The organism is Pseudomonas sp. QLc11A (genome assembly GCF_052112305.1).
GTDB classification, from domain to species: Bacteria; Pseudomonadota; Gammaproteobacteria; order Pseudomonadales; family Pseudomonadaceae; genus Aquipseudomonas; species Aquipseudomonas laurylsulfatiphila.
In genome coordinates, this window is sequence record NZ_JAVAJJ010000002.1 from 388455 (window position 1) to 401248 (window position 12794).

The 12794-nt window shown below is 59.0% G+C and carries 8 protein-coding genes; 5 read left to right on the top strand and 3 right to left on the bottom strand.

Translation table 11 applies throughout. The annotated features are described in order from the left end of the window. Positions 1–148: 148 nt before the first annotated feature. On the bottom strand, positions 149–2599 hold the full coding sequence (locus Q8X48_RS04605) for a glycogen/starch/alpha-glucan phosphorylase (protein ID WP_407799815.1): 2451 nt from the start codon (positions 2597–2599) through the stop codon (positions 149–151). A gap of 255 nt (positions 2600–2854) precedes the next feature. On the opposite strand from Q8X48_RS04605, the gene Q8X48_RS04610 reads away from it, so the two are divergent. After that, positions 2855–3292 (top strand): YkgJ family cysteine cluster protein, encoded by a 438-nt coding sequence (locus Q8X48_RS04610; RefSeq protein ID WP_007970630.1) that lies wholly within the window; start codon positions 2855–2857, stop codon positions 3290–3292. Positions 3293–3521: 229 nt separating this feature from the next. Here the strand turns inward: Q8X48_RS04610 and typA are convergent, their stop codons facing one another. Continuing rightward, positions 3522–5342 carry a translational GTPase TypA gene (typA, locus tag Q8X48_RS04615; protein ID WP_007970631.1) on the bottom strand — a complete coding sequence of 607 codons (1821 nt, stop codon included), beginning with the start codon at positions 5340–5342 and terminating at the stop codon, positions 3522–3524. 139 nt (positions 5343–5481) lie between these two features. Beyond that, complete coding sequence (gene thiI, locus Q8X48_RS04620; protein ID WP_126048719.1) at positions 5482–6936, bottom strand: tRNA uracil 4-sulfurtransferase ThiI; 1455 nt, start codon at positions 6934–6936, stop codon at positions 5482–5484. A 328-nt stretch (positions 6937–7264) separates the two neighbouring features. Here thiI and glnA point away from each other — a divergent pair, with 328 nt between their 5' ends. The 4 genes from glnA (at position 7265) to ntrC (ending at position 12312) form a co-directional block, all read left to right on the top strand. Further along, entirely contained in the window at positions 7265–8671 is a 1407-nt protein-coding gene (gene glnA, locus Q8X48_RS04625; protein WP_007970634.1) for a glutamate--ammonia ligase, read from the top strand. Positions 8672–8970: 299 nt separating this feature from the next. Further along, complete coding sequence (locus Q8X48_RS04630) at positions 8971–9486, top strand: DUF4124 domain-containing protein (protein WP_407799816.1); 516 nt, start codon at positions 8971–8973, stop codon at positions 9484–9486. Between the two features lie 307 nt (positions 9487–9793). Further along, positions 9794–10879, top strand: a complete 1086-nt coding sequence (gene glnL / locus Q8X48_RS04635; protein WP_126048713.1) for a nitrogen regulation protein NR(II) — start codon at positions 9794–9796, stop codon at positions 10877–10879. Then, complete coding sequence (ntrC, locus tag Q8X48_RS04640; protein ID WP_407799817.1) at positions 10876–12312, top strand: nitrogen regulation protein NR(I); 1437 nt, start codon at positions 10876–10878, stop codon at positions 12310–12312. The genes glnL and ntrC overlap by 4 nt, the downstream gene beginning before the upstream one ends. Positions 12313–12794 lie beyond the last annotated feature (482 nt).

Below are 12794 nucleotides of genomic sequence, written 5' to 3' on the forward strand. Positions count from 1 at the left end.
TCCCTAAGCGCATTAGCCAATCCGGAAAGATTAGCTCAGCCGTATCCATAAAGATCGCAGCCTTCAGCAGCTCCTACAGGATGGGTGTAGGAACTGCCGAAGGCTGCGATTTTTTCCGGCGCGCCAGTATATCCACCTGCCTGAAGACTTACTCCAGCGCCTTCCAGATTTCCGTGGCGTACTCGCGAATGGTCCGGTCCGACGAGAACCAGCCCATCCGCGCCGTGTTCAACACCGCTGAACGCCACCATTCTTTCGAATCGTGCCAATGGGCTTCGACGCGCATCTGCGCGTGCCAGTAAGAATCGAAGTCGGCGCAGACCAGGAAGCGGTCGTAGTCCACCAGCGAATCGATCAATCCGGTGTAACGGGACGGATCATCCGGCGAGAACACCCCTCCACGAATCGCTTGCAACACATCGTTCAGGCGATGGGACGCGGCAATGTCCGGTACGGCACTGAACTCATGGTTCTGCTTGCGCGCCTCCACTTGCTGCGCGCTGAGGCCGAAGATGAACATGTGCTCGGCACCGATGCGATCGCACATTTCCACGTTGGCCCCGTCCAGGGTGCCGATGGTCAGCGCGCCGTTCAGGCCGAACTTCATGTTACTGGTGCCTGACGCTTCGAAACCGGCGGTGGAGATCTGCTCGGACAAATCCGCCGCCGGAATGATGCTCTCCGCCAGGCTGACGTTGTAGTTGGGCAGGAACACCACTTTGAGCAAGCCGCGCACGGTGGGGTCGTTGTTCACCACCCGGGCGATGTCGTTGGTCAGCTTGATGATCAGTTTGGCCTGGTGATAACTCGCAGCTGCCTTGCCGGCGAATATTTTCACCCGTGGTACCCAGTCGATTTCAGGTTCGGCGCGGATCGCCTGGTACAACGCCACGGTGTGCATCAGGTTGAGCAACTGGCGTTTGTACTCATGGATGCGCTTGACCTGCACGTCGAACATCGCCGCCGGGTTGACCGCCACGCCCAAGCGCTCATGAATCAGGTACGCCAGGGCTTTCTTGCTATGCAGGCGTTGCTCGGCGAACGCCTTGCGGAACGCGTTTTTCTCGGCGAACGGCTCGAGGGCGAGCAAACGCTCTTCCGGGTTGTCCAGCACCTCGGGGCCCAGGGCATCGACCAGCATCGAGGTCAGCTCGGGGTTGGCCTGGTACAGCCAGCGGCGGAAGGTAATGCCATTGGTCTTGTTGTTGATTCGCTCCGGGTACAGCTTGTGCAGTTCGGAGAACACCGTTTGGCGCATCAGTTGCGTGTGCAACCCGGACACACCGTTGATGCTGTGGGAGCCGAGAAACGCCAGGTTGCCCATGCGCACCCGACGACCGTTGTCTTCCTCGATCAGAGACACCGCGCGCAGCACGTCGAAGTCGTGGATGCCTTTGGCCCGCAGAGAGTCGATGTGGTGGGCGTTGATCAGGTAAATGATCTGCATGTGCCGCGGCAACATGCGCTCCATCAAGCCGACCGGCCAGGTTTCCAGCGCTTCGGGCAACAAGGTGTGGTTGGTGTAGGAGAGCGTATCGACGGTAACCTGCCACGCCGCATCCCACGCCACGTCATAGACGTCGACCAGTTGCCGCATCAGTTCAGCCACGGCAATCGAGGGGTGAGTGTCGTTGAGCTGGATCGAGGCGTGATCGCCCAGGGTCAGCACCGAGGTGTGCATGTTGCGATGGCGGCGCAGCAGATCCTGCAACGAGGCGGCGACGAAGAAATACTCCTGGCGCAGGCGCAACTCCTGGCCGGCCTCGGTGCTGTCCGCCGGGTACAGCACCCGGGAGATGCTTTCGGCCCGGGCCACTTCGGCCACGGCGCCCAGGTGGTCACCGGCGTTGAAGCGCTCCAGGTGCAGATCTTCCATGGCTCGGGCGCGCCACAGGCGCAACGTGTTGACGCTCGCCCCGCGCCAGCCGACCACCGGCGTGTCGTAGGCAATCGCCCGCACGGTTTCCGCCGGGGACCAGACTTGCCGGGATTTGCCGGTGTCGTCGGTCAGGGTCTCGACACTGCCGCCGAAACCGATGGTGTAGACCACTTCCGGCCGCTCGAACTCCCACGGGTTGCCGAAATCCAGCCAGTGTTCGGTCTGCTCCTGCTGCCAGCCGTCGACAATCGCCTGGCGAAACAACCCGTGTTCATAGCGGATGCCGTAACCATGACCGGCGATGCCGAGGGTCGACATGCTTTCCAGGAAACACGCCGCCAGACGCCCGAGGCCGCCGTTGCCCAGGGCAGCATCGGGCTCCAGCAGACGGATGCGCTCAAGGTCGACGCCGAGTTCGGTCAGGGCTTCGCGCGCCACGTCGAGCAGGCCGAGATTGCTCAGGCTGTCGAACAGCAGCCGGCCGATGAGAAACTCCAGGGAAAGGTAATAAACGCGCTTCTGACCTTTGCGGTAGATCTGCCGCGTATGGTCCATCCAGTGCTCGACCATGTGATCCCGCGCGGCCAGGGCAATGGCTTCGAACCAGTCATGGTCGAACGCGTGATCCGGGTCTTTACCCACTGCATAAGTGAGCTTGGTCAAGACGGCGTCGCGGAATGCGGCCACCTCTGCTTCGCGAACAAGTGGTTCTTGAGTCATCGATAGGACCTCGAGCGAGCTTGGAGTTGTCTGAGCCTAGACGGTCTGACAGGCGGTAGAGGCTCTGGTTCGGCAGTTTTTCCTGTAAGTGCGAATCGGGTCGGCAATACATTGTCGAGTACCTGATTCAATGCAGGGGCCGTGCCGGATTAGCGGTTTATTGGCCGGCAGTGAAAAAATCTGGCGAAAGGTTGTTCAAAAATCCACCAGTCCCGGTATGATCGCGCGCCCTGATGCACACGCTGGTAACAAACGATGATGAAGCCGAACCTGATCGCTGCCGCAGAGATCGACCGCCTCGATACCTGGGCCAAGTACTCTGCCCCGATGTGCGGCTCGTGCATGTCCAGCTGCTGCACCCTGCCCGTCGAGGTCAAGATCAAGGACCTGATCCGCATCGGCGTGGTCGATGAGTTCGAGCTGGGCGATCCTCCGAAGAACATCGCCAAACGCCTGCAAAAGGAAGGTCTGGTCGAGCGCTTCAACCAGAAGTCGGGAATCTTTACCCTCCAGCGCATGAGCAACAACGATTGCCTGTACCTGGATCGTAAGAGCCGTCTGTGCACTATTTATGATAAGCGCCCGGATACTTGCCGCAACCACCCGAAAATCGGCCCGCGGCCGGGGTATTGCGCGTACAAGCCGAAGGAAGTTGAGCGCGAGCGGAATTCGCGCAGTATCGAGCGGTTCTGATATTTCCTGAGATTTTCGGTAGCTGATCGGCCGCCTTCGCGAGCAAGCCCGCTCCCACAGGTATTTTCGGTGTTCACACAATGTGTGCCTCACCTTGAACTCTGTGGGAGCGGGCTTGCCCGCGAAGGGGCCCTGACAAACACCACACAAACCCCAGACAAACCCCAGACAAACAAAAACGCCCCCGGCCTTTCGACCGGGGGCGTTTTCGTTCAGCCGGGGCTAAATCTTATGCCTTGGCTTTCTTGGCAGCGCGGGTACGCTCGCTTTCGTCAAGAATTTTCTTACGCAGGCGAATCGACTTTGGAGTCACTTCGCACAATTCATCGTCCTGGATGAATTCCAGAGCCTGTTCCAGGGTGAAGCGAACAGGTGGAACCAGAGCGATGGTTTCGTCTTTACCCGAAGCACGCATGTTGTCGAGCTTCTTGCCCTTGGTAGGGTTGACGCCCAGGTCGTTGTCACGGCTGTTCAGACCAACGATCTGACCGTTGTAGATTTCCTGACCGTGTTCTACGAACAGCTTGCCACGCGCCTGCAGGGTTTCCAGGGAGTAGGTCAGTGCCTTGCCGGTTTCAACCGAAACCAGAACGCCGTTCTGACGGCCGGACATGTCGCCGGACTTCATCACGTCGTAACGATCGAAGATCGAGGTCAGGATGCCAGCGCCGTTGGTCAGGGTCAGGAACTGGTTACGGAAACCGATCAGACCACGAGCAGGGATGTTGTATTCCAGACGTACACGGCCCTTGCCATCCGGCACCATGTTGGTCAGGTCGCCCTTACGCAGGCCCATCTCTTCCATCACCTTGCCCTGGGATTCTTCCGGCAGGTCGATGGTGACGTTTTCGAACGGTTCGTGCTTCACGCCGTCAACCAGACGGATGATCACTTCCGGACGGCCTACAGCCATTTCGAAGCCTTCGCGACGCATGGTTTCGATCAGTACCGAGAGGTGCAGTTCGCCACGGCCGGAAACCTTGAACTTGTCAGCCGAGTCGCCTTCTTCAACGCGCAGTGCAACGTTGTACAGCAGCTCTTTGTCCAGACGTTCCTTGATGTTACGGGAAGTCACGAACTTGCCTTCTTTACCGCAGAATGGCGAGTCGTTTACCTGGAAGGTCATGGAAACGGTTGGCTCGTCGACGGTCAACGGCTTCATCGCTTCAACGGTGTCCGGGTGGCACAGGGTGTCGGAGATGAACAGCGAGTCCATACCGCTGATGCACACGATGTCGCCTGCAGCAGCTTCTTCAACGTCTACACGGTGCAGACCGTGGTGACCCATCAGCTTCAGGATACGACCGTTACGCTTCTTGCCGTCGGCGCCGATAGCCACAACCGGGGTGTTCGGCTTGACGCGACCACGAGCGATACGGCCAACACCGATAACACCCAGGAAGCTGTTGTAGTCCAGTGCGGAGATCTGCATCTGGAACGGACCGTCACGGTCGACTTTCGGCGCAGGTACGTTGTCGACGATCGACTGGTACAGCGGGGTCATGTCTTCAGCCATTTCGGTGTGGTCCAGACCGGCAATACCGTTCAGGGCCGAGGCGTAGACGACTTTGAAGTCCAGCTGTTCTTCGGTGGCGCCCAGGTTGTCGAACAGGTCGAAGATCTGGTCCAGAACCCAGTCCGGACGCGCGCCTGGACGGTCAACCTTGTTGATGCACACGATCGGACGCAGGCCGGCTTCGAACGCCTTCTTGGTCACGAAACGGGTTTGCGGCATAGGGCCGTCTTGAGCGTCAACCAGCAGCAGAACGGAGTCGACCATCGACATTACGCGTTCAACTTCGCCACCGAAGTCGGCGTGGCCCGGGGTGTCCACGATGTTGATGTGGTAGCCGTTCCAGTTGATGGCGGTGTTTTTCGCCAGAATGGTAATACCGCGCTCTTTTTCCTGGTCGTTGGAGTCCATCACGCGCTCGTCGTTGAGCTCGTTGCGCTCCAGGGTGCCGGATTGACGCAGGAGTTTGTCTACCAGGGTGGTTTTACCATGGTCAACGTGGGCAATGATGGCGATGTTGCGTAGATTTTCGATCACTTGTGTATCTCGATCAGAGGATTCGGTGTGCTGACAAGTCTTGGCAGCGATTAACAGTAGCGTCCGTGAAAGCCGTTACAGCTTGACGGTGGCGTCGGGGGGCCGGTGACGCAGGCCACAGGCAAACAGCCCCGGGCACTTAGCTCGGTCGATAAACGCGCACATTGGCATGCCCCTCACTGAGCAAATGGTGGGCATGCAGGCGACTCATCACGCCTTTGTCGCAATACAGCAGGTACTGGCGAGTAGGGTCCAGTTCCTTGAAACGAGCGTTCACTGCATAAAACGGCATCGTTTGTACCTCGATGCCAGCAAGCTCCAGCGGGTCATCTTCAGCGGCATCCGGGTGACGGATGTCGATGACGATCTGACCGGCCAGCGCTTCGCTGACTTCTTCAATCTGCAAGTCCTGGCCCAATTCGTCGATCACGCGATCGATCGGCACCAGCTTGGCGTTTTCGAGCGCACGCTCGAGCACTGCCATATCGAATTCTTTCTCTTCGTGCTCGACACGGTAGCGCTTGGCGGCGGTCTTCGGGTTGACCGAAATGACCCCGCAGTACTCCGGCATGTGCCGGGCGAAATCGGCGGTGCCGATCTCGTTGGCCGTGTCGATGATGTCTTGCTTGTGGCTGGCGATCAGCGGGCGCAAGACCAGTTTGTCGGTCACGCAATCGATCACTGACAGGTTCGGCAGCGTCTGGCTCGACACCTGGGAGATCGCCTCACCGGTGACAAGGGCCTCGATGTGCAGTCGATCGGCAATTTGGGACGAAGCGCGCAACATCATACGCTTCAATACTACGCCCATATGACTGTTATCGACTTTGCCGAGAATTTCGCCCAGCACTTCCTCGAACGGCACACTGACAAATAGCACGCGTTGGGAGCTGCCGTACTTCTTCCAGATGAAATGCGCGACTTCCATGACGCCCAGTTCGTGGGCACGTCCGCCCAGATTGAAGAAGCAGAAATGCGCCATCAGGCCGCGGCGCATGATCTGGTAGGCCGCCACGGTGGAATCGAAGCCGCCGGACATCAGCACCAGCGTCTGCTCCAGGGCGCCCAGCGGATATCCGCCGATGCCGTTGTGCTGGCTGTGGATCACAAACAACCGTTGGTCGCGAACTTCGATGCGGACTTCGATTTCAGGCTTTTTCAGGTCGATCCCGGCGGCACCGCACTGACGGCGCAACTGGCTGCCGACATATTTCTCGATATCGATCGAGCTGAACGGGTGCTTGCCGGCACGCTTGCAACGCACCGAGAAGATCTTGCCGGCCAGTGCATCACCGTAGTGCTGCTTGCACTTTTCAACGATGTCGTCGAAATCACCCAGCGGGTACTCATCGATTTGCAGGAAGTGCGCGACGCCCGGCATGCAGCTCAGGCGCTCGCCCATCTCCTTCAGGGCCTTGGGGTCGCTGACACGGGTTTCCAGCTCGAGGTTGTCCCACACGCCGTTCACCACCACGGCCGGGTCCAGATCGCGGAGCACGGCACGGATGTTCTTGGCCAATTGGCGGATGAAACGCATCCGTACCGGGCGGCTCTTGATGGTGATCTCGGGGAAGACTTTTACGATTAATTTCATGGAAACAGCGCGCGCAGGGCCTGCCGAAAAAGGGGGGCGCGGATTATAGCGGAAATTGCTCAAGGTTTAACCAGTTAATGTGCAGAAGGTTTTGCACGCACCAAAACGGGTCATTTATTGAAATGAACGCCACATTGTAGGGCGGTATTTTTAGCTTTAGGGTGCTTTTCCGCCTGACAGGCGTGAAATTGGGGCAAAAAACCCATGCTGGGGCACTGGCATGCAATTTGCTCCCTTGTGAGGCAGGTTGCCTTGGCAGAGTATTCGCGCCGGCATCACCCACATTTAAGGGCATCCACTACTAGCCCGAAGCCACCCGGAGGACACTATGTCGAAGTCGGTTCAACTCATCAAAGATCATGACGTCAAATGGATTGATCTGCGCTTCACGGACACCAAAGGCACTCAGCACCACGTGACCATGCCGGCTCGCGATGCGCTGGATGACGACTTCTTCGAAGTCGGCAAAATGTTCGACGGCTCCTCCATCGCTGGCTGGAAAGGCATCGAAGCCTCCGACATGATCCTGATGCCGGACGACTCCACCGCCGTTCTGGACCCGTTCACCGAAGAACCGACCCTGATCCTGGTCTGCGACATCATCGAGCCTTCGAGCATGCAAGGCTACGACCGTGACCCACGTGCGATCGCCAAGCGCGCCGAAGAGCACCTGAAAGCCACCGGTATCGGTGACACCGTGTTCGCCGGTCCAGAGCCAGAGTTCTTCATCTTTGACCAGGTGAAGTTCAAGTCCGACATTTCCGGTTCCATGTTCAAGATCTACTCCGAACAAGGTTCCTGGATGTCCGACCAGGACATCGAAGGCGGCAACAAGGGCCACCGTCCAGGCGTCAAAGGCGGCTACTTCCCGGTTCCACCGTTCGACCACGACCACGAAATCCGTACCTCCATGTGCAACGCACTGGAAGAAATGGGCCTGACCGTCGAAGTTCACCACCACGAAGTGGCAACTGCCGGCCAGAACGAAATCGGCGTCAAGTTCAACACCCTGGTGAAGAAAGCCGACGAAACCCAAACCCTGAAGTACGTCGTGCACAACGTTGCCGATGCCTACGGCCGCACCGCGACCTTCATGCCTAAGCCTCTGTACGGCGACAACGGCTCGGGCATGCACGTGCACATGTCCATCTGGAAAGATGGCAAGAACACCTTCGCAGGCGAAGGCTATGCCGGCCTGTCGGACACCGCTCTGTACTTCATCGGTGGCATCATCAAGCACGGTAAGGCCCTGAACGGCTTCACCAACCCGGCGACCAACTCCTACAAGCGTCTGGTTCCAGGCTTCGAAGCGCCAGTGATGCTGGCCTATTCGGCTCGCAACCGTTCCGCTTCGATCCGCATTCCTTACGTGTCGAGCCCGAAAGCCCGCCGTATCGAAGCACGCTTCCCGGATCCGGCTGCCAACCCGTACCTGTGCTTCGCCGCACTGTTGATGGCTGGCCTGGACGGCATCCAGAACAAGATCCACCCTGGCGACGCTGCTGACAAAAACCTGTACGACCTGCCGCCTGAAGAGGCGAAAGAGATTCCACAAGTTTGCGGCAGCCTGAAAGAAGCCCTGGAAGAGCTGGACAAAGGTCGTGCGTTCCTGACCAAAGGCGGCGTTTTCAGCGACGACTTCATCGACGCTTACATCGCCCTGAAAAGCGAAGAAGAAATCAAGGTACGTACCTTCGTACACCCACTGGAATACGAGCTGTACTACAGCTGCTGATCCGGTAGCGCTGCGGCACGCGGCGTGACAAAAAAGAGGCCTCCTTCGGGAGGCCTCTTTTATTGCCAGCGATTCAACGGCTGACGCACATCCCTGTGGGAGCGGGCTTGCCCGCGAAAGCGGTCTGTCTGATAACAGGATGTTGTGTGTACTGACGTCTTCGCGAGCAAGCCCGCTCCCACAAGGGGTTTTCTGTGTTCAGGCGGCCTCGGCAAATCATGCCTAGATGTTAATGGCTTGGGATAACCGCCCGGCCTGACCTATGCTGCAACCCAACGCTTTCGCTTCCGGTAGATTCCATGGGTCGTGGTTTTCTGTTCATCCTGCTGCTGATCGCCCTGCCCGCCATGGCGCAGATCTACAAATACACAGACGCCAACGGCGCCACTGCGTACAGCAATCAACCGCCTGACGGCGTCAGCGTCCAACCGGTCCACCTGCCGCCCCTCAACAGCATTGAGCGCCAGACTCCCGGCGAAGCCGCGCCTGTTGCTGAAACCACCCGAAATGAGCAACCCCAAAAGCCCTATGAAGTACTGGAGCTGACCGGCCTGCCCAATACCGAAGCCCTGCGCGCCAACAATGGAACCTTCACGATAAACGTACTGATCAAGCCGCGCCTGCAAAGCCCCCACCGGTTGCGCCTGCTGCTGGACGGCCAGCCCTACGGCCAGCCAGTCAATGTGCCGATCCTGCAACTGGTGAATATCGATCGCGGCGAGCATCGCCTCGCCGTGCAAGTGATCGATGGCGAAAACGTTGTGCAGCAGAGCCCCACCGCAACCTTCACCTTGCAACGAGTGCACACGCGCTGAAGGCCTGGCTGCTGATTGCCGGCTTCATTGCACTGCTCATGTCGGCACGAAAAACCCCATTCCTGCGACTTTTCTAACCTCATTCAGGTTTGCGCACTATATTGGTGCAACTACTTGCACCGTACTCAGATTCCAACCCATTTTGGTTCGAAATTACCCGCGAAAGCTGGCAGAACGCTACGCAAGCGAGCGTCGAACGCCCGTTTCAGGCCTTTGGCGCTTCTTTTCGGAGCCTTGGTTTACTTTTTGCAACTTCTAATTACCAACACTTGTTTCTTGCGCATGCTCCGCCCCAAAAGAGGTCCCGATGACCATTAGCGACGCACTCCACCGTTTGCTACTCGACAACCTCACCACCGCCACCATTCTGCTCGATGCCGAACTGCGCCTCGAGTACATGAATCCGGCGGCGGAGATGCTGCTGGCCATCAGCGGCCAGCGCAGCCATGGACAGTTCATCAGCGAGTTGTTTACCGAATCGACCGAAGCGCTGAACTCCTTGCGCCAGGCTGTCGAACAGGCCCACCCGTTCACCAAGCGCGAAGCCATGCTGACCGCCCTCACCGGTCAGACCCTGACCGTCGACTACGCGGTAACGCCGATTCTGAGCAATGGCGACACGATGCTGCTGCTTGAAGTCCACCCTCGCGACCGCTTGTTGCGGATCACCAAGGAAGAAGCACAGCTTTCCAAGCAGGAGACCAGCAAGATGCTGGTGCGCGGGCTTGCCCATGAAATCAAGAACCCCTTGGGCGGGATTCGTGGCGCGGCGCAGTTGCTGGCCCGGGAACTGCCGGAAGAAAGCCTGCGCGACTACACCAACGTCATCATCGAAGAAGCCGACCGCCTGCGTAACCTGGTCGATCGCATGCTCGGCTCCAACAAGCTGCCGTCACTGGCCCTGTGCAATGTCCACGAAGTGCTGGAGCGCGTCTGCCATCTGGTGGAAGCCGAAAGCCAGGGTTGCATCACGCTGGTGCGCGACTACGACCCTAGCATTCCCGACGTTTTGATCGACCGCGAACAGATGATTCAGGCCGTACTGAACATCGTGCGCAACGCGATGCAGGCCATCAGCAGCCAGAACGAGCTGCGCCTGGGCCGAATCAGCCTGCGCACCCGTACCATGCGCCAGTTCACCATCGGCCATGTGCGCCATCGCCTGGTGACCAAGATCGAGATCATCGACAACGGTCCGGGCATCCCCGCGGAACTTCAGGAAACCATCTTCTTTCCCATGGTCAGCGGTCGCCCGGACGGTACCGGGCTCGGCCTGGCCATTACCCAGAACATCATCAGCCAGCACCAGGGCCTGATCGAATGTGACAGCCACCCCGGCCACACCACCTTCTCGATCTTTCTGCCACTGGAACAAGGAGCCCCATCGACATGAGCCGTAGTGAAACCGTGTGGATCGTCGATGACGACCGTTCTATCCGTTGGGTCCTGGAAAAAGCCTTGCAACAGGAAGGCATGACCACGCAAAGCTTCGACAGCGCCGATGGCGTGATGAGCCGCCTGGCACGCCAGCAACCGGACGTGATCATTTCCGACATCCGCATGCCCGGCGCCAGCGGCCTGGACCTTCTGGCGCGGATTCGCGAACAGCATCCACGGCTGCCGGTCATCATCATGACCGCTCACTCCGATCTGGACAGCGCTGTCGCGTCCTATCAGGGCGGCGCCTTCGAATACCTGCCCAAGCCGTTCGATGTCGACGAAGCGGTTTCCCTGGTCAAGCGCGCCAACCAGCACGCCCAGGAGCAGCAAGGCCTGGAAGTCGTCCCGACATTGACCCGCACCCCGGAAATCATCGGCGAGGCGCCGGCGATGCAGGAGGTGTTCCGCGCCATCGGCCGCCTGAGCCATTCCAACATCACCGTGCTGATCAATGGCGAATCCGGTACCGGTAAAGAGCTGGTGGCCCACGCCCTGCACCGTCACAGCCCGCGCGCCGCTTCGCCGTTCATCGCGCTGAACATGGCGGCGATCCCCAAAGACCTGATGGAATCCGAACTGTTCGGCCACGAGAAAGGCGCGTTCACGGGCGCGGCCAACCTGCGTCGCGGGCGTTTTGAACAGGCGGACGGCGGCACGCTGTTCCTCGATGAAATCGGCGACATGCCCGCCGACACCCAGACCCGCTTGCTGCGGGTGCTGGCCGATGGCGAATTTTACCGCGTCGGCGGTCATGTACCAGTGAAGGTCGATGTGCGCATCATCGCCGCGACTCACCAGAACCTGGAAACCCTGGTGCATGCCGGGAAATTCCGTGAGGACTTGTTTCATCGCCTCAACGTGATCCGCATCCATATCCCGCGCCTGTCGGATCGTCGCGAAGACATCCCGACCCTGGCCAAGCACTTCCTCAGCCGCGCAGCCCAGGAGCTGGCAGTCGAGCCCAAGTTGCTGAAAAACGAAACCGAGGAATACCTCAAGAACCTGCCGTGGCCGGGCAACGTGCGCCAACTGGAGAACACCTGTCGCTGGATTACGGTGATGGCTTCGGGTCGCGAAGTGCACATCGGCGACCTGCCGCCGGAGTTGCTGAGCCTGCCGCAGGATTCGGCACCGGTCACCAACTGGGAGCAAGCCCTGCGCCAATGGGCAGACCAGGCGTTGGCCCGTGGTCAATCGAGCCTGCTCGACAGCGCTGTGCCGGCCTTCGAGCGGATCATGATCGAGACCGCCCTCAAACACACCGCCGGTCGCCGCCGCGATGCCGCCGTTTTGCTGGGTTGGGGGCGTAACACCCTGACGCGCAAGATCAAGGAATTGGGGATGAAGGTGGATGGTGGGGATGATGATGAGGGGGATGAGGGTTAAACAGCCTTTAGTTATTCGCTGATCGTTGGCCCAATCGCGAGCAAGCTCGCTCCCACAGTGGTTTTTCGGCGTTTTCACTATTGTGTAGACACCATTGAACCCTGTGGGAGCGAGCTTGCTCGCGATGCTTTTAGAGCCATCAATGCACCGACTGAATGCACCGTGAACCGCAATCGCGCACGAAAGCTAAATCGAAACACCGCCTCCATCTGCCGCAAAACTCCCCCCAAAAAACACCAAAGCCCCGAATTACGGGGCCTTGAGTATTACTTCAGAATTTTCTGTTACCACATATGAAAACCTGGCACGCCCCCTGCAATAACCCTTTCAAGTGATTCCGATCACCGACCCGGTTTCGGGGACCTTGGTACAGGCAGGCCGGGGATTCCCCTCTTTACACCGGGCTCACACCGCAGCCGCGACGAGCCCAGCCGTTTTGGGGCCCTTGATACAGGCAGGTCAGGGGTTCCTTCTTTACACCA

Excerpts from the sequence above, each read along its gene's own strand:
- Q8X48_RS04610 (WP_007970630.1), top strand. The coding sequence starts at position 2,855 with ATGATGAAGCCGAACCTGATCGCTGCCGCAGAGATCGACCGCCTCGAT.
- glnL (WP_126048713.1), top strand. The coding sequence starts at position 9,794 with ATGACCATTAGCGACGCACTCCACCGTTTGCTACTCGACAACCTCACC.
- thiI (WP_126048719.1), bottom strand. The coding sequence starts at position 6,936 with ATGAAATTAATCGTAAAAGTCTTCCCCGAGATCACCATCAAGAGCCGC.
- ntrC (WP_407799817.1), top strand. The coding sequence starts at position 10,876 with ATGAGCCGTAGTGAAACCGTGTGGATCGTCGATGACGACCGTTCTATC.
- glnA (WP_007970634.1), top strand. The coding sequence starts at position 7,265 with ATGTCGAAGTCGGTTCAACTCATCAAAGATCATGACGTCAAATGGATT.
- Q8X48_RS04605 (WP_407799815.1), bottom strand. The coding sequence starts at position 2,599 with ATGACTCAAGAACCACTTGTTCGCGAAGCAGAGGTGGCCGCATTCCGC.
- Q8X48_RS04630 (WP_407799816.1), top strand. The coding sequence starts at position 8,971 with ATGGGTCGTGGTTTTCTGTTCATCCTGCTGCTGATCGCCCTGCCCGCC.